Here is a 17,783-nt window from a genome sequence, read left to right on the forward strand (position 1 = left end):
CGGGGGCGCGCCCTCTTACCTGGCCTGCGCTGCGGACATCTCGTAAACGATGACCCTGAACGATCCGGCCACGATCGCCGGCCGACCCGGCTGGCCGTTCGCACCCGGAGGGCCTGGCGCTCCGTACTCGGCAGCCGCAATATACACGCGATGCGTCTTCGGATCGAGCGTCATCGTTCGTGACCGTGCCGGCGTCGCGAGCGTCTGCACGAGCGTGAGCTTTCCCGCCGCGTCCGATTTCGCGATCGTCATCGTGCTGTCGCTGTTGGACGCGAAGATCAGCCCCGTGGACGGATCGTACGCCGCCGCATCCGGACCGGCGCCAATCGGGAACGTCGACAGCAGCTTACCGCTGGTGCTGTCCACCACGGCCATCAGCGTGTCGGTCACCGCGTAGAGACGGTGGTGGGACAGGTCAAGAGCCAGCCCCGACGCGCCTTCGGCCGGCTTAATCGGCCACGTCGCCACAACGGCGTGCGTGGCCGTGTCGATGGCGACAATGACGTTCGCATCCTCGATATTGTTGTAGATGCGTCCGGCCTTTACGTCCACCTGCGCGAACTCGGGCTTGCCGGGCAGCTTGATAGTGGCCTTCACCTCGCCCGACACGGCGTCGAACACGGTCGCGTCATTGCTGCGGCCGTTGAACGTGTAGACCTCCTTGTGGCCCGGCTCGTAGAGAATGCAGTCAGGATTCTGGCCGGTCTTGACGGTCGACTTGATCTGCAGCGTCTTGAGATCGACGATGCTGGCCGTATTGTCGCGGCCGTTGCTGACGAAGCCGACGCCGAGGTCCGGGGCCAGCGCGATGCCATGAACGCCGTTGGCCGGGGCGATCTCGCCGACGACCGTGTTCTTGTCCATGTCAATGACGATGACCTTGATCGCGTGCGAGACATAGAGCCGGCGCGCAGCAGAATCGACCGAGAGGTAATCCCAGCCGCCTTCGCCGCCGATCTTGATCTCAGCAAGCTGCTTGTAGGGGCCGTCGGCCGCCAACAGCGGGGCCTGTATCCCGACGAGGCCGATCGCCAGCAGGCAGATAACAAGTGCAACGCGAAACATTTTCATGCGCAGTCTTCTTTCTCATCCTTTTCGCCGGCCTTCGCGGCGGGCGGTACGATCTTGCCTTCCGGCGTGATTTCAATCGCCTTCACCGAGCCCGCCCCGGCGATCGCCATCTCGAACGTGAGCGTCTTCCCCTTCATCAGCTTCTCAGCCTTGGTGATCGTCGCTTTCGGAAACTTCGCCTTGAGGGCGGCGGTCACAGCCGGAGGAAGGCTGGCCGCGGCGACTTCCTCTTCGATATCTACGACGGTGCCGTCAGGATTGTATACAAGATCGCGGGCGAGGCCGTTATCGGTGCTCTCGACTTCCCACGTAATCTTTCCGTTGTCCTTCTCTTCGGCCGCGTTCTTGATGACGGCCTTCGGGTAGGCCTTCTTGAAGGCGTCGAGAATGACCTTTGGCAGCTTCGCGGCCGGATCCTGGGCCTTCGCGGCCGGAGCAGCCTTGGCGGCGGGAGCGGCCTTCATGACGGGCGCGGCTTTGGCGGCCGGCGCCGGGTTCGGGACGGGCTTGGTGGCTGTCTGCGCCGTAGCGAGGGCGGCGATGGTGAATGAGCAGGCAACAGCGAGCGCTGACACACGGACAATCTTCACGGTTGACCTCCAGGGTTGAGAAATGGGTCGTGCTCCTGACAGTAGACCAGAGAAGTCTGAAGATCCGCTGAATTGGATTCTTCAGCCGGCTTTCAGGGACGGCAGTGCAGAATAGATACGGCGGCGCATGCGAATACTGACGATCGAAGACGACCGGCACATGGCGGGGCTGCTCCAGAAGGGGCTCACCGAAGAGGGCCATACGGTGGCCCTCGGCAGGACGGGTCCCGAGGGACTGGCTCTGGCCGAGAGCGGATCGTTCGACGTCATCGTTCTGGACGTGATGTTGCCGGGGATTGATGGCTACGAGGTCGCGCGACGGCTGCGCAGCGCCCGTAACCGCACGCCGATCCTGATGTTGACGGCGCGCGACGCCACCTCGGACGTCGTGAAAGGGCTTGATGCGGGCGCCGACGACTATCTGACGAAGCCATTCTCGTTCGACGAACTGCTGGCCCGCGTCCGAGCCGTTGCCAGGCGCGGCCCGATCGTCCAGGGCGTCAGCCTCCGCGTGGGCGATCTCACGCTCGATCCTTCCACGCGTGACGTCGTCCGCGAGGGCGAACCCCTGACGCTGACGCGCACGGAGTACAGCCTGCTCGAGTTCCTCATGCGGCGCGCCGGCCACGTCGTGGCGAGAGACGCCCTGATCGATGGCGTGTGGGGCTACGACCGGGAGATCGAAGCCAACACGCTCGACGCGTTCGTGCGACTGCTGCGCCAGAAGGTCGACGGCGGCGACCGACCCCGGCTGATTCACACCGTTCGCGGCGTCGGGTACTGCGTGCGCGAGGAGCCGCTCGCATGACGCGCTGGTCGATTCGCGCGCGGTTGACGGTGTGGGTCGCGACGGTGCTCGGCCTCGTGCTCGTCGTCCTGGCGGCCTCGACGTGGTGGACCCTTCAGGAGAGCTTTGCCGAAGCCATCGACAAGGGGCTGGTTGCGAGGGTTACCGCCATTGGGCGATTCCTCGATCAGCAGACCGGACCGGCGTCGATGCAGGAGATGGAAGACGATCTGCGCGAGTACGTGACGCTCGATCCGGGTTGGAATCTGGTTCGCATCACCGGCCTAGGCATAGCCGTACTCTACAAGTCGCCCGCCTTCGATGACGCGGCCCTGCCGCCTGCCGGGCCGGAATTGGCGGCAGGCGGACGGGTCTTTCACGACGTGCAGATGAAAGGGCGCCCGCTTCGGATGATCACCGCGCGATTGGTGGCACGGCACCAGACGTACACCGTTGATGTCGCCTTACCGCTCGGGGAGCTGCAGGAGGCGCTCGATCAGTTCAAGTGGGCCGTCCTGATCCTCGTGCCGTGTGGCATCCTGGCTGCCGCGCTGGGAGGCTACTGGATCAGCCGTCGCGCTCTTGCGCCGGTGGACAGGATTGCCAGCACGGCCCGTTCCATCACTCCTCAAGACCTCGGACGCCGGCTCGACGTGCCAGCCACCGGAGACGAACTGCAGCGGCTCACCGAAACGCTCAATGCGATGCTGGACCGGCTGGAGGCCGCCTTTCGCGAGACCACGCGGTTCACCGCAGACGCGTCGCACGAGTTGAGGAGCCCGATCTCCGTGATCCGCACATCGGCCGAGATCGCGCTTCGGCGCGAGCGATCCGTCGCGGAATATCGCGAGGCGCTCTCGGGCATCCTGCACGAATCAGAGCGCACCTCCGTGCTGGTGCAGGATCTGCTGACGTTAACCCGGGCGGACGCCGGCGTGGACATCCTCCAGCGGACGCCTCTCGATCTGCGAGTGCTGCTCGACGACCTGCATGGCTCGCTGTCGACGCTCTGCGCGCATGCCAGCCTCGATCTGAACGTCGAACTGCCAGAGCAGCCCGTTCCCGCCAGCGGCGACGCGGCGGCGCTCGGCCGCCTCGTGCGCATCCTGGTGGATAACGCCGTCAAGTACACGCCCGCGCCGGGCCGGGTCACCGTGTCGCTGAGGGCCACCTCCGATGGCGCGATCATCGAGGTGGCCGACACGGGTATCGGCATCAGCGCCGACGATCTGCCCCGCGTGTTCGATCGGTTTTATCGCGCCGACAAGGCGCGCTCGCGTGATTCGGGTGGCGGCGGCCTCGGGCTGTCGATCGCGAAGTGGATAGCCGAGCAGCACGGCGCCGGCATCGCGGTCGAAAGCGACCCCGGCCACGGCTGCCGCGTGAAGGTCACTCTGCCGCTGGCGTAGGGTCGGGACGATTCGGCCCGGCCCCCGCATCCCCGCGTTCGTTCGCGTCAGGCGCCATTAGTACGGCAATTGGAGCGACCTCGACGCCGGGGCGAGACGCAAGGCGCACCGCGTAGCGGAACTCGGCATGAACCAGCGACACCCGTAGCCCGACGCGCGTCACCACGATTGCCTGCTGAATGCCGAAGAGCAGGGCAATAGTTCCCCAAGAGGCCGCGACGGGCGACATCGTTTCGTACGCGACATACCCGAGCATCAGCATGGCGGCGGGAATGAGAACCAGGATGGCCATCCCGTACGTGGTGACGGGGTGCCTCAGGACGAACAGCAGTGCGCGGAAGTACGTCCTGACCATACCGCGTGAATCACCGATGACCACATGGATGCGGGCGTAGTCGAGCGCAAGCAGGAACAGGCCGCACGTGATCGCCACTACGGGCAGGTTGAAGAGAAGCCACAGATAGGAGCCGGCCTCTGACGCGTTCTCGAGAAGCGGCCGTTCGACAGCCGCCAGCGCGGACATCAGACCGGCGACGACGATCACCGCACACGCACCACCGACGAGCAGCAGCCGGAAGAACCGCCAGAAGAAGCAGCCCCCCCGCCAAAGAACCGATGCATCAAGCCCCGAGACGTGCCCGTACCGGAGATCACGTTGAGCATCCCGCCCATCATGAAACTGCTGGCCGCGATCGCCAGAAGCGCCACGCCTGCGATGGTGCTGTTCAACAGTCCGAAGGCGCCCACATAGTCGTACTTCGTGAGGTCTCCGAGGACCGCGAAGTTGAATCCCCTGAGCAGAGTCGAGGCTTCCGTGGCGTGGTCGAACGCCCGGCGCCACCAGGTCAGCGCCGGGGCGACCGCCACGGCGGCGAGCCCCGCGTACCCGGCCCAGATCAAGAGCACCAGCCGGTAGTCTCGGACGGTCGCTCTCAGGCCCAACAGAACATCGGTCAGCATGTCGCGATCTCCGCGCGTGGCAGTTCACGCCAACCCGTCCCCACCTGCGCCTACAGCAATCCCAGCGTCGAGATCAGCACCTGAACCAGAAACATCCAGCGCGCAGTCCAGCCTGCCGCCGGACGGCTGTCGCCGTCGAGACGCCGGCCGTTGTTGAGCCAATTCACGTCGAGCAGGACTTTGCGCTCCGGGTCGATATCGACCCATTCGAGTTTCTCTCCTCGCACGAACGTGAACGTCCTGGTCCGGTCCCGCCCGTCCCACGTGAGACGTTCAACCGGCTTCCCCGCGAACTTGAACGCGACCTCGACCGGGAAGTACGCCTCTCCGCGGCGCCGCGCCACCACAGTCGTTTCGTACGGCCCGGCGTTCTGATCCTCGGCCCGCTGGTCGCGCCTGGCCGCTTCCTCATCGGTTACCACCCGGCGGCCTTTCGCGTCATCGACAACGCCCCTCTCCTCGGCGACTCGCACCGACGCGGCCGACCCGATCTCGTAGTCGACGACATCGGTGCCCCGCATCACCTGGTCGAAGTACCACGCGAAGTCGCGGCCGGTGACCTCGTTGACCACGTCGAAGAAATCCTGGCTCTGCGGATGCTTGAATCTCCACCGTTCGTGGAACGTGCGCATGACGCGCGCCATGGTCTGCTCGCCGACGAGGTTCTCGAGCGTGCGGAGGGCAATCTCCGGCTTCTGGTACGAATAGAAACCGTAGGAGTCCGCCGGCGTGTAGTCCCAGGAGTTGGCGATGATCCGGTTGAACTTCGCGTTGGGGCTGTTGCCCATCCGCAGCGTGTCGACCTCGCCGATTCGCAGTCCAAGAAACTCGACCACCGTTGACACCGGGCCGTAGACCGCTTCCATCACCTTGCCGGTCGAGTACGAATTGATGCCTTCGTCCAGCCAGGCTTCCTCGAACTCGTTGTTGCCAACCATCGCGTACCAGAACTGATGGCCAAACTCGTGGACCGTCACTTCTTCAGGGGCGCGAATCCGATCGAAGGGCCATCGGTTGAACAGGATCGACGTGCCCGCCGTAATGAACGTCGGATACTCCATCCCGCCGGCGCCGCCCGCGCCGTACGCGGGATCCACCACCGTCAACGTTCGATAGGGATACCGCCCGTACCACAGGCCGAACCACTTCAGGCCGTCCTTGGCGGCCTGCACGTGCCGCGCCGACTGTGCCAGGTGCTCAGGCTGCATCAACACGGTGATGGCGACGTCCGAGAGCCGCACCTCGTCGAGGGTCCGGCCCAGGAGTTGAGCGGCGCGCTGATACTCCGACGGTGTCACATCCCTGGTCGCCGAAAACGTCGCCGCCACCGCGACAAACCTCGGGTCGGCGGTCCAGGCGAAATCGTGAACATCAGCCTGCTCGTACGTGGAGGTGGTGGTGCCGTCGCCGTTTGTGTGCTCGTGCGTTCTCTCGCCTGTCGCACCGACGACAAACGTCGAAGGCGCGGTGATCTCGACGCGATAGGTGCCGTAGTCCGCGTAGAACTCGGAATTGGCGTGGAACTGATGGCAGTTCCATCCGCCCGTCGCTCGGCCGCGCATGCCGGCCGGCTCGTAGACGCCAAGCTTCGGGAACCACTGACCGACCAGATAAAAGTCGCCCTTGAATCCCGTGCGCGCGAACACACGCGGAAGCTGGGCGGTGAACCCGATATCCAGCGTGATCGACCCGCCCGGCGGCACTGGTTCCGGCAACGCCAGTCTCGCCACGGTCTGGTCGTCGCGATTCCCATCGTCTGGCTGCGCGAACGCCAGCCGCGTCGTCAGATCAGTGCCCGACGCCGTCCGAATCGACGTGACATCGATCCAGCCCCAGGAGTCGCGCGCCATCGCATCGCCACGGAGTTGCCCGCCCGACTCTTTGACGAACGTGGTTCGGGTGTTCTTGAAGGCGTTCAGATAGAGATGGAACCACAACTCGCCGACGGCGTCTGACGAAGGGTTCGTCCACGTCAGGCGCTCGGTGCCGGCGAGCTGCTTCGACGAGGCGTCCAGCTTGACCTTGATGGCGTACTGGACGACATGATCGGACTTGTCGGGCAACGGACCCGCGACCGCGGACGCACCCATGCTTGCCGCAACCAGAAGACCGAGAAGCACCCGAAGCCGGGGTCGGGACGAATTATCGACAGTGGGCGTTCTGAGCGACACAATTGTCATCGTCTCTCACGAAGTACAGAATCGTAATGTTCGAGAGACCTTGTTTGTAATTCGTCCCGACCCCTATGACCGGTCGATGGTGACGCTGGTGATGACAATGTCGGTGGCCGGCCGGTCGCCTGGCTTCGTCCTGGCGTTGCCGATCTTCTCGACGACGTCCATGCCGTCGACAACCTCTCCGAAGACCGAGTGCTTTCCGTCGAGCCACGGTGTCGGCGCCAGCGTAATGAAGAATTGCCCGCCGTTCGTGTTGGGGCCAGAGTTGGCCATCGACAGGATGCCGGGCTTGCTGTGCCTGCGCTTCGGGCTGAACTCGTCCTTGAAGGTGTAGCCCGGGCCGCCGGTTCCCCGGCCCAGCGGGTCGCCGCCCTGGATCATGAAGCCGCTGATGACGCGATGGAAGACGATGCCGTCGTAGTAGGGCTGATTCGATTTCCTGCCTGTTCGCGGATCGGTCCACTCCTTGGACCCTTCCGCCAATCCAATGAAGTTCGCGACCGTCAGCGGCGCATCTTCATCGAACAGCCGAATCGTGAACGGGCCTTCGGTGGTGACGAACTTTGCCGAGACACCTGTTTTCAACGTAGCCTCCCGTTGACGGTGACGACCTGTCCGGCCGTGGTCCCGTCCCGATGTCCATGGTTTCTCCAACAATCGTATAGCATGTGGCGTGTATGGGGAATGTCGATACAGTATGACCCGAGGCCACCCGTGTCAGGCCACACGCTGATGAAGACGCTGCTCTCTGACCTCGATCTCCACCTGTTCAACGAGGGCACGCACCACCGCATTCACGAGAAGCTCGGCGCGCACACGGCGACCTTCGACGGCGTGCAGGGGCTGCACTTTGCGGTGTGGGCGCCGAATGCCCGTGGCGTGAGGGTTGTCGGCGATTTCAACCGATGGCACAGCGCCGCGCACGCGATGCAGCCGGTGGGCAACTCGGGGATCTGGGCCCTGTTTGTGCCAGGGCTGTCGATGGGTGAGAAGTACAAATTCGAGGTGCGCGGGTCCGATGGGGCCGTCACGCTGAAGGCCGATCCGTACGCCACCCGGTTCGAAGTGCCGCCCCGATCGGCGACGATCGCGTGGGAGTTATCGGGTTTCCAGTGGCATGACGATGCGTGGATGGAAAGCCGCGCTCGAAATGGCCATCTGCTCAGCCGCCCGGTATCCGCCTACGAGGTGCACCTGGGATCCTGGCGCCGGACATTGGACAACCAGTTGCTGTCCTACCGCGACATCGCCGACCAACTGGTGGCGTACGTGACGGAAATGGGCTTCACGCACGTGGAGCTGATGCCCGTCATGGAGCATCCGTTCACCGGCTCGTGGGGATATCAGGTCACCGGGTTCTTCGCGCCCTCGAGCCGGTTTGGATTGCCAGAGGACTTCAAGTATCTGGTCGATCGGTGTCACGCGGCCGGAATTGGCGTCATCCTCGACTGGGTGCCGGGGCACTTCCCAAAGGACGGGTACGGCCTGATCCGGTTTGACGGCACGGCGCTCTACGAGCACGCCGATCCCCGAATTGGCGAGCACCTGGAGTGGGGCACGCTGGCGTTCAACTACGGTCGCCACGAAGTGCGCAATTTCCTGCTGGCCAACGCGCTCTTCTGGCTTGACGAGTATCACGTCGACGGCCTGCGCGTCGACGCGGTGGCCTCGATGCTCTACCTCGACTACTCCAGACAGGAAGGGCAGTGGCTGCCCAACAAATTCGGCGGGCGCGAGAACCTTGAGGCCATCGATTTTCTGCGGCAACTGAACACGATCGTGCACGAGCGGCATCCGGGGGCCGTGACCATCGCCGAGGAATCCACCGCGTGGCCGGCCGTGAGCCGGCCTGTGTATGCCGGCGGCCTGGGGTTCACCTTCAAGTGGAACATGGGCTGGATGCACGACATGCTGGGCTACATGTCGCAGGACCCGGTGCACCGTAAATGGGCGCACAACGACATCACGTTCTCGATGCTGTACGCCTTCACGGAGAACTTTGTGCTGCCGTTCTCCCATGACGAAGTCGTGCACGGCAAGCGCTCGATGCTGGCCAAGATGCCCGGGGACGAGTGGCAGCGCTTCGCCAACCTGCGGGCCCTCTACGGCTTCATGTTCGGCCACCCGGGCAAGAAGCTGCTGTTTATGGGCGGCGAGTTCGGGCAGACCCGCGAGTGGGATCACGACGTCAGCCTCGACTGGGATCTCGTGAGGCAGCCGCTGCACCAGGGCCTGCAGCGGCTCGTGGCCGATCTGAACCGCGTCTATCGCGAGGAGGCGTCGCTGCACGAGATGGACGTCACGCCCGAGGGCTTCAGCTGGATCGATTGCAACGACCACGACAACTCGGTGGTGTCGTTCTTGAGGCGCGCGAGGGCCCCGGAGGACTTTACCGCCTTCGTCCTGAATTTCACGCCCGTTCCGCGTCGTGCATACCGCGTGGGCGTGCCAGCCGCCGGCACGTACCGGGAACTGCTGAACACCGATTCGACCGCCTATGGCGGATCCAATGTCGGCAACGCCGGACTGGCGACGACCGAGCCGATCCCCGCCCACGGGTATCCCCACTCGCTCAGTCTCACGATCCCGCCGCTCGCCTGCGTCGTGCTCAAGCCCGAGCCAGGCAGACACTAGGAACTATTTCTTGCCATTTGTTTCCGTCCTTCGTGTACCGTCTACCGTACTCGGGGACGTCCGCGGCCAGACCCTGTGCGAGCCGAGTGTGCAGCCCATGCACACTCGATGTGCGGTCGTGCACGGCAACAGGCCGCGATCTGAACCGGTGAATAGGCTGGCATTCTCGCGCGAACACGCGAATCGCCACGTGTTTGCGGCACCGACATGGCGGTGGCCGGCCACGTGTGGATATCTGGACGCCTTCTTGCACTGTCCGGGAATACAGCGCGAGTCCGGCGGGTCGTCGCGAAGGCGGGTTTCCGATGTCAGAGGCTATCCAGCAGGCGGCAAGCATCATCGTCATCGACGACACTGACGTCAGTGCGGAGGTACTGAAGCGCCTCCTGCTCCGAGACGGCCACACCGTCGAGGTGGCACACGACGGGGAGAGTGGCCTGGAGGCGGTGCGCCGGTCGATTCCGGACCTGGTCCTGCTCGACGTGATGATGCCGGGAATCAACGGGTTCGAGGTTTGCAGACGGATCAAGTCTGACCCGGCCACTCGCCTCACGCCGGTCGTCCTGGTGACCACGCTCGACGGCCGGGACGATCGCATACGGGGGATGGATGCGGGCGCGGACGACTTCCTGACCAAGCCGGTCGACGGCATGGAACTGCGGGCCAGAGTCCGGGCTCTGCTCCGGTTGAAGCGGTTCACCGACGAACTCGATTCGGCCGAGGCCGTGATCCTGGGGATGGCGCGAACCATCGAGGCACGCGATCCATACACCGAAGGACATTGCGAACGGCTGGCGAGGTACGCCGTCAGGATGGCCGAGGCGATGGGCCTGCCCGAAGACGAACTCGCGGCGCTGTACCGGGGCGGGTATCTCCACGACATCGGCAAGATCGCCACGCCCGACAGGATCCTGCTGAAACCCGGGGCCCTGTCGCCCGAGGAGTTCGAGATCGTCAAGCGGCACGCGATCGTCGGTGATCAGATTTGCGCCGACTTCAGACTGCTGCGGCCCGTGCGTCCCATTGTCAGGCATCATCACGAACGGCAGAACGGGAGCGGCTATCCCGACGGTCTGGTCGGTGATCAAGTTCCCCTGCTGGCCCAGATTGCCGGCGTCGTGGACGTGTACGACGCGATGACGACCTCGCGTCCGTACAAGGAGGCTATGGCTTCGCCCGATGCGTTCGACCTGCTGAGACGAGAAGCGGCCAACGGTCTCCATCGAATGGAACTGATCGACCTGTTGACCGGGCTTCAGCAGGACGGGAAGCTCGGTGCCGCAACCGATGCCGAGGATATGAACCGCCGTTTCTTGAAAGGATCCGCTCGATGACACCGCAGAATCCCGTATTGGTTCTGGTCGATGACGACCCGCTGGTGCGGCAGATGGTCGGTCGATTCGGGGCTCGTGCGGGATATGACGTCGTGTCGTCGGTGGGCGGCGCGCAGTTGCTCGATCAACTTCAGCGCCAGCCGGCCCTCGTGCTGGTCGATCTTCAGATGCCGGGTGTCCCGGGTCTGCACGTCCTGCGGGCGGTTCGCGAGCGGGTTCCCGCATGCGAGATCGTGCTCACCAGCAGCGAAGCGACCATCAAGCAAGCCGTGGAGGCGCTGCAGCTCGGCGCCCTCGACTACCTCAGCAAGCCGCTTGATTTCGACCGGCTCGGCCGGCTGCTCGTCATCGTGCGTGAGGAGGCCACCCGCCGCAGGAGCCTGCTGGCCATCAGCACCGACGCGGAACGGACGTTGTTCAATGCTCACTGGGAAGGCCACCTGCGGGAGCTGCGCAATCGGGCCGAACCTGCCAGCCTGCTCGCCGAGGGTCTCTTGACGCCGGAATGGGGAAGGGTTGGCGCGGCCACCACGCCTGCGCCGGCCACCGAAACTGTTCCGGTCATCGCGCGAGAGCCTCAGGGGCAAGACCGGGACGAACTCGGTCTCAAGAGAGTCGAGCGCGACCACATCGTCCGCGTGCTCGAGCGCTCACGGGGCAACAAAAAAGCAGCCGCGGAGCTGCTCGGCATCAGCCGGCGGAAGCTGTATCGCTATCTCGAGGAGTACCACCTGCACATCCCGCACAAGGCGCAGCAGCACACCGACTCCGCATTGCTGTAGCCGCCGGCGCACCACGCGCCGCCATTCTTGATTCCTTCCTCCCGGGTCCGCGCCGGTCGATCGGACCGCTCCGGCCGCACGCATTGTGTGCGGGGGGTGCACAGTACTGGTGCGGGCACGCTCGCACCCAACCCCGTCCGAATTCATCCATTTTCTGGAACTCATTGACAATAATAGGGTTAACAAACCTGATCCACCTGGCCCTGTGCTTGCTTCTCTCGGCCATAGAGAACCAGGCCGGCGGCGATGACGGCACACACAGATGCGCGCGACGCTCTCCGGTTCTCTCTGATTGAAAGCACGTCGGGCCGGCATTCGGGCGATGAGGCGATGGAGCCCCGGATGCGGTTGTCGGGACGAGGCCAACGAGAGGAACGCGACCATGAGGCTGAAGGCAAGGCATCTGCTGGCATCGGTAAGAGGCTTCACGATCGCGGAGATGGCCGTAATCCTCACTGTGACGACCGTTGTGGCAGGCGCGGTGGCCCCCTCGGTCCAGGACTACATCTCCGAGACCAGATACCAGCGCGCGATTCGCGATACGCGCGCGATCGCGGCGGCGGTGTCGCGTTTCGACGGAGACATGCGGGATCAGTCGAACGTGGCGCGCGGCTGGGCGACGTTCGACGTACTGGCTGGCCCGGGTGCGGCCCCATCGGTCGGTGTCGGAGGCGATGCCGCATGGGTCGCGCCACTTGGCGCGTCGGGAATCGGGGCATTCGACGATCAGCTCGTGACCAATGCTGCCGGATACAGCGTGCTCGCTCGGGCTGGAACCGGATCGAGCCGGGGATGGCGGGGCCCGTACCTCGATGCCGGCATCCGGCCCGATCCGTGGGGACACCGGTACGCGATCAACATCAGCGCGCTCTCGAGCGGGGCGAGCCGCACAGTGGTCGTGTCGGCGGGGCCCAACGGCCAGATTGAGACAGCGTTCCAGGGAGCGGCCATTTTTGCGGGAGGCGATGACCTGATTGCAGTAGTGGCGCCGGCGCGCCAGAAGTGAGTATGCTGAGCAGGCACACGGCGGGGTACGCGGTGGACCTCAGGAGATCCGGTGATGTGGCCAGTGCTGCTCGTTGATGATGAACATCTGATTCGCGACGTGATGAGGCGGTGGCTCGAGACTCTGGGTTACGAACCGGCAGAGGCGGCCAGCGCCGAGGAAGCGCTCGAGGTGATGGCGAAGCGTCCCGCCGCTGTGGCCTTCTGCGACATCGCGATGCCCGGCCACGATGGGCTCTGGCTTGCCGAACGTCTGCGAGCGCTCTATCCGGACACGGCCGTCATCATGGTGACCGGCACGCAGGAAGTCGATGCGGCGCTCACGAGCCTTCACGCGGGGGCGGTTGATTATCTGGCCAAGCCATTCACGCGAGAGCAACTGCGCGATTCGATGCGGCTGGGGATGAAGTGGCATCGGAACGCCATCAGGGCCCGGCAGCGGGCTGCCACGCTGGAAGTCGAGCTGAGAGAGCGGCTGGCACCGCTGGCGGACTACCTGAACCGGATCCCGGTGACGTCGAATGGGGCGCTCAACCAGATGCTGGAGTCGCTCGGCCTGGACCGCGTCACGCTCGAGCACAGCCAGCGCGTGTCGATGATCTCGGTCAATCTCTCCCTGGCCCTAGGACTCAGAAGCCCGGAACTGGCTGATATCGAGCGGGCTGCGCTGCTGCACGATGTCGGGAGATTGTCGCTGCCCAAGACGATCTTGAGCAAGCCGGCCTCGCTGACCGAGGAGGAGCACGCGGTGATCCGGCTGCAGCCGAAACTGGTCCACGAAATCATCAAGACCTGCCCGTTTCTGGAGCCTGCCGCAGATCTCGTCCGATCGGCGTATGAACGCTTCGACGGGACAGGCTATCCATGGGGGCTCAAGGGCGAAGAGATTCCCCTTGGGGCTCGCATCATTGCCGCCGCGGATGCGTTTGACGCGATGACGCACCAGAGGCTCCACCGAGACGCCCGCGCATTGCCGGAGGCGCTGTTTGAGATTCAGCGTTGCCGAGGCACGCAGTTCGATCCGATCGTCGTCGATGCACTCCTGAAGGTCGCCAGCCTCCACTGGCACCGAGGCGCTCCCAAGGTGGTCAGCGGAGAGTCCGTGGACAACCCGCACGACGCGGCGTCCCTGCTGCGGGAGGGAAATCTCGACGCAGACGACGATCCTGATCATCGGGAAGATCTGGGTTCGCTTGGATGACGCGGATCCTCGAGTGACACCTTCCAGCGACGCGTCGTTTCGGGTCGCCGAGCGCTCTCATCTTCGTCTTCGCTTCTGGGCTGTGGCGACCTAACAGCCCGTGGTGGAAGTCGGTCGTCGCACCGAGACCGACGATGCGCCCGGATCGCAAGGCGCGAGACGCGAGAATATCGGGAATATTTGAGCGTTGAGCAACGCGGCGAGGCGGGATGCAGCGTCGGTCGAATGCAGACTGACTTGCACCACGGGCTGCTAAGGGCGACTGGCGTCCGAAGAGTCTCTTCGGCTGGTCATTTCGACGGACAACGACATCCCCTGCAAAGTCCCGGAAATTCGGCAACGAGGACATTCTCGTGGAATTTCGCCGAAAGCAAAACCATACGAACGTTCGGTAAGTATGATAGAATGCCTTTTGGAAGCACGTCTCTCCCGATGGGCTTCAGTCCCCGGATAGCGAGGTCATCATGCGTTCCCGTTCAACCGTCCTTATACTTGGCGCCCTGATTCTGCTGTGCGGATTCGTTCCCTCGACCTCGGCGCAGACAACGTCGAACACCCAGTTTGAAGCCGCCGGAACCGATGCCGCCAGGGTCCAGGCGTTTCTTGCCACGTTGCAGGACGCACTGGCCATGGAGAACCACTTGAAGGTGGCCTCACTCATAAAGTATCCGCTCGACGCGTGGGCCGACGGCCAGACCGTCAAGATCAGAAACGATTCTGACCTGCTCGCGCGGTACCGTCAGATCTTCGATGCCTCGCTCCGCCGATCGATTGCCGAGGCGCGCGTCTCGTCGCTGGCGGTGAGCGCCGATGGCGTGGCGCTTGAGGGCGGCAGGCTGTGCCTCAAGGCCGGCGAGAAGGGGCGGGGGCTGAAGATCGTGAAGATCGGCGAACCCGCGCCAATCCGGTAAGCGACTGCCCTCGCTGGTGCTGACACGCAACCTCGGGCGTGCTCCGCGCAGCCCGCGGCGGGGCCGAACGCTCGTGCTAAGATCAAAAGCCTCACAGCCTCTCGCGGCCTGCCGTGAGCGAGCAGAGCGAGTCGAACGGAGAGATGTCCGAGTGGCTGAAGGAGCACGCTTGGAAAGCGTGTGTAGGGGAAACTCTACCGAGGGTTCGAATCCCTCTCTCTCCGCCAACTAACCTGTTCTACCGAAGCAACTTAACGGCTTCGCCTTTCGCCGTCTCCAACATGTCTCCACGTTCTCGGCGGAAATCGAGCAACTGAACGGCCGTTCCGAGCGCCGCGGGACTCAGGTGCATGTACCGCTGCGTCGTGATCAAGTCCTGGTGCCCGGCCAGTTCCTGGATCGCCCGGGCGGGTGCTCCGAGCATCGCCAGGTGCGAACAGAACGAGTGGCGCAGCATGTGCGGACCATTGTTGACGAGGCCCGCTTTCCGCGCTGCCCGACGGACGAACCCTTGAACCAGACCTTCGGTCAGTGGAGTCCCATCGTCCTGATACAGCACCAACGATCCGCGAAGGTGCCGATTATCCTTCAGTGCCGTCGCGAGACGGTTGGTCAGCGGAACGTACCGAAGCCGGCCGCCTTTCGGTGACGCGACTTGCCCCTTCCAGGCTGACCGCTGCACGCACACCTGCCGCTTGGCGAAGTCGATGTCGGTCCACTCGAGCGCGACCATCTCACCCAGTCGCAATCCCGCCTCGCCCGACAACAACACCAGCAGATAGGCGCGAGGGTCCGTTACCTTCGCGGCTGCGACGAGTCGCTCGAATTCATCGAAGTCATAGAATCGAGTCGACCCCTTCGACACCGGAAGCAATTTGACGGAGCACGCCATCCTCTCGATGACGTCCCACTCCACCGACTTCTTCAGCATCACGTTCAGCACCGTCAGAATGTTGTTGACCGTTTTCGGGGCCTTCTTCAGCAAGCGATGTTTCAATCGCTGCACGTCCTCGTTGAGAATCGTGTTCAGCGACTTCGCACCGAGTGACGGCGAGAGATGGACCCTGACGATCATCTCTTTCGCCGCGACTCCACTGGCCTTCTGTCGATTCGCGCGTGCGTATCCGTCCAAGAAACGTGGCGCGAATTCATCAAGTGTGGGCACCTCCTTCCGCGATTGGGGCACGCCGTGTTGCAGCAGATGCCGCTCGCGGTCTTCGCCCCATCGGACGGCCGCCGACCTTGACGAGACCGGGGCCTTGGCCCGCTCTCGTCGTCGCGACCCGTTCGGCAGCCGGACGGTGATGTCCAGTTCCCAGCCGCCACTTCGATACGGTCGGATCTTCACGCTCATCGCCAATTACTCCCCTGGCGATGACGCGCGCTTCTGGTCCAGCCAGTTTAGCAGGTCGTCGGCACGCAGCAGCACTCGCCGGCGGATGTGAAGAACCCCCGGCAACTGCCGCCGTTCGGTCATCGCGTAGATGGCACGTCGCGTTGTGCGGAGAAGCGTTGCGGCCTCGTCGACGGTGAGAAGGACGGGTAGCCCGCCAATCGGTGCGGGCGGGCGGCCGGACACACGCTCCCCGCGTGCTGTGGCTCCAGTGGCGGTCGGAACGAGACTCATAATGTGACCTCCGGCCATGGCGTTTTCATGGGACCGATCCTCTTGCTTGTAGCGACTCGGGCAGCGTTCGACGAGGCCGGACGCCGCCCCATGGCGGCGTCCGGATATCTGCCGACGCGCGACTACGGCGCGCGCTCCTCGGCCACCTGCTGTTCGTAGCACGCGTACGCCTGCAGCATCAGGTCGCGAATGACGCCGCCGTATTCGGCAGCTTGAGCGACCCTGAGCCAGGACATCACACGCACTTCTCTTGAGATCGCTTTCATCCGCTCGCCCTCGTCGCGCGGTGCATGCTCATCTCGCGGCACCGTGCGCCGACGTTCGCCTTCTGGACTTGCCAACCGAACGACTCGAGTGGCCATGTTGGGATCCTTCCGGCAGATGCTCGGCTCATGTGAAGCCGCCGCCGAGCCCGAGCGACGGACGTGGCACAGCGAAGTCCAGGCGGCCGAACGCCGTTCCGCAAACAGCAGGACCGGCATACCCGAGCAGGGGCGTTGCTTCTGACCGACCGCCGCCGTCGTGGGCAGCGACGCACCGCAAGTTTCCGCCAAGATTCCGGTCGGTTCGGATGAGAGAGGCACGGGCAGAAAGTGAGCGGCGCCCCGGCTGAGGATCGCGGACGCCGGAGTGTGGCTGTGTGCGTTCCGATTCTGACATCGTCGCACCCGATTCCGCCGGTGGGTGGGGTCTTCCGAATCACCCAGGTCGACAAGTCGTTGATGATGGCCTGTGGAAGCTCGTGCAAGACGTTTCGGGGTCGCGCGCCTTGCAAAGAACTTGTGGGAGCCGAGTACCACTGTTCCTGTCGGCTTCCACAGTTCTGGCAGCTTCCACAGGCCGTTGACGCTCGTGATCATGTGGCCCTCAGCACCGCGCCGCCGCGACCAGCGATCGTCTTCGAGTGGAACCGACCCCGCTCCCCGCCACGGGCTGCGATCGGTAGCAACGACGATGGCCCTCTGCTCGGAATCGCCGCGACGGATCAGCGTTACCGTGCCGTACCCATCCAGTTCTCCATCGCAGCCTGGGACATGAATTCCGTCTTGCCCTTCTGTAAGCAAAAGATGGGTGCGTCCAGCCGGATGTTGACGGCTTCGCGAGCATGCTTGGGTTGCCGTGCGATGAGCGGCATGAGGATGTCTAACTTGCTTGCACGAATCCGGGACGCCGCAGCGGAGCAGTTCGTGGATTGGGCAAGCAGAATCTGACGCCTGACGGGTGGGGCGAGGGAGGGAGCGACCCCCGAAGATGAGCCGGCCCGTGGCCCGGCTCGGGCGGACCAGGCCGCCCAA

General features: G+C 64.2%; 17 protein-coding genes and 1 tRNA gene. 9 read left to right on the plus strand and 9 right to left on the minus strand.

The window, feature by feature from the left end; genetic code table 11:
• Positions 1-15: 15 nt before the first annotated feature.
• Positions 16-1,071, minus strand: coding sequence for a YncE family protein (locus NTV05_15270; protein ID MCX6545760.1), 1,056 nt, complete (start codon positions 1,069-1,071; stop codon positions 16-18).
• Positions 1,068-1,661: a hypothetical protein gene (locus NTV05_15275; GenBank protein MCX6545761.1), complete on the minus strand. Its 594-nt coding sequence runs from the start codon at positions 1,659-1,661 to the stop codon at positions 1,068-1,070. Before NTV05_15275 ends, NTV05_15270 begins: the two co-directional genes overlap by 4 nt.
• Positions 1,662-1,788: 127 nt before the next feature.
• Here NTV05_15275 and NTV05_15280 point away from each other — a divergent pair, with 127 nt between their 5' ends.
• Positions 1,789-2,469, plus strand: coding sequence for a response regulator transcription factor (locus NTV05_15280; GenBank protein MCX6545762.1), 681 nt, complete (start codon positions 1,789-1,791; stop codon positions 2,467-2,469).
• Positions 2,466-3,857, plus strand: coding sequence for an ATP-binding protein (locus tag NTV05_15285; GenBank protein MCX6545763.1), 1,392 nt, complete (start codon positions 2,466-2,468; stop codon positions 3,855-3,857). The genes NTV05_15280 and NTV05_15285 overlap by 4 nt, the downstream gene beginning before the upstream one ends.
• On the opposite strand, the gene NTV05_15290 is transcribed toward NTV05_15285, so the two are convergent.
• The 4 genes from NTV05_15290 to NTV05_15305 form a co-directional block, all read right to left on the minus strand.
• Positions 3,838-4,401 carry a hypothetical protein gene (locus NTV05_15290; protein MCX6545764.1) on the minus strand — a complete coding sequence of 188 codons (564 nt, stop codon included), beginning with the start codon at positions 4,399-4,401 and terminating at the stop codon, positions 3,838-3,840. The genes NTV05_15285 and NTV05_15290 overlap by 20 nt on opposite strands.
• Positions 4,398-4,817: a hypothetical protein gene (locus NTV05_15295; protein ID MCX6545765.1), complete on the minus strand. Its 420-nt coding sequence runs from the start codon at positions 4,815-4,817 to the stop codon at positions 4,398-4,400. Before NTV05_15295 ends, NTV05_15290 begins: the two co-directional genes overlap by 4 nt.
• A gap of 50 nt (positions 4,818-4,867) precedes the next feature.
• On the minus strand, positions 4,868-6,907 hold the full coding sequence (locus NTV05_15300; GenBank protein ID MCX6545766.1) for a M1 family metallopeptidase: 2,040 nt from the start codon (positions 6,905-6,907) through the stop codon (positions 4,868-4,870).
• Positions 6,908-7,060: 153 nt separating this feature from the next.
• Complete coding sequence (locus tag NTV05_15305) at positions 7,061-7,579, minus strand: peptidylprolyl isomerase (protein ID MCX6545767.1); 519 nt, start codon at positions 7,577-7,579, stop codon at positions 7,061-7,063.
• A gap of 147 nt (positions 7,580-7,726) precedes the next feature.
• Between NTV05_15305 and glgB the strand changes: the two genes are divergently transcribed.
• From glgB to NTV05_15340, 7 genes are all read left to right on the plus strand, one after another.
• Entirely contained in the window at positions 7,727-9,628 is a 1,902-nt protein-coding gene (gene glgB, locus NTV05_15310) for a 1,4-alpha-glucan branching protein GlgB (GenBank protein MCX6545768.1), read from the plus strand.
• Positions 9,629-9,933: 305 nt separating this feature from the next.
• Positions 9,934-10,962, plus strand: a complete 1,029-nt coding sequence (locus NTV05_15315; GenBank protein ID MCX6545769.1) for a response regulator — start codon at positions 9,934-9,936, stop codon at positions 10,960-10,962.
• Positions 10,959-11,744 (plus strand): response regulator, encoded by a 786-nt coding sequence (locus tag NTV05_15320; GenBank protein MCX6545770.1) that lies wholly within the window; start codon positions 10,959-10,961, stop codon positions 11,742-11,744. Before NTV05_15315 ends, NTV05_15320 begins: the two co-directional genes overlap by 4 nt.
• Positions 11,745-12,126: 382 nt before the next feature.
• On the plus strand, positions 12,127-12,750 hold the full coding sequence (locus NTV05_15325) for a type II secretion system protein GspG (GenBank protein MCX6545771.1): 624 nt from the start codon (positions 12,127-12,129) through the stop codon (positions 12,748-12,750).
• A 54-nt stretch (positions 12,751-12,804) separates the two neighbouring features.
• The gene (locus tag NTV05_15330; GenBank protein ID MCX6545772.1) at positions 12,805-13,950 is read left to right on the plus strand and encodes a response regulator; all 1,146 of its coding nucleotides are present in this window, start codon (positions 12,805-12,807) and stop codon (positions 13,948-13,950) included.
• A gap of 464 nt (positions 13,951-14,414) precedes the next feature.
• The gene (locus NTV05_15335) at positions 14,415-14,861 is read left to right on the plus strand and encodes a hypothetical protein (GenBank protein MCX6545773.1); all 447 of its coding nucleotides are present in this window, start codon (positions 14,415-14,417) and stop codon (positions 14,859-14,861) included.
• A 137-nt stretch (positions 14,862-14,998) separates the two neighbouring features.
• A tRNA-Ser gene (locus tag NTV05_15340) sits at positions 14,999-15,088 on the plus strand.
• An 11-nt stretch (positions 15,089-15,099) separates the two neighbouring features.
• Here the strand turns inward: NTV05_15340 and NTV05_15345 are convergent.
• The 3 genes from NTV05_15345 to NTV05_15355 all read right to left on the minus strand — a co-directional run bounded on the left by NTV05_15345 (position 15,100) and on the right by NTV05_15355 (position 16,754).
• Positions 15,100-16,215: a tyrosine-type recombinase/integrase gene (locus NTV05_15345; protein ID MCX6545774.1), complete on the minus strand. Its 1,116-nt coding sequence runs from the start codon at positions 16,213-16,215 to the stop codon at positions 15,100-15,102.
• Positions 16,216-16,221: 6 nt separating this feature from the next.
• Entirely contained in the window at positions 16,222-16,488 is a 267-nt protein-coding gene (locus tag NTV05_15350; GenBank protein ID MCX6545775.1) for a helix-turn-helix domain-containing protein, read from the minus strand.
• Between the two features lie 122 nt (positions 16,489-16,610).
• Complete coding sequence (locus tag NTV05_15355; GenBank protein ID MCX6545776.1) at positions 16,611-16,754, minus strand: hypothetical protein; 144 nt, start codon at positions 16,752-16,754, stop codon at positions 16,611-16,613.
• Between the last annotated feature and the right edge of the window lie 1,029 nt (positions 16,755-17,783).

The organism is Acidobacteriota bacterium, from assembly GCA_026393755.1.
Lineage (GTDB): Bacteria > Acidobacteriota > Vicinamibacteria > Vicinamibacterales > JAKQTR01 > JBAXOX01.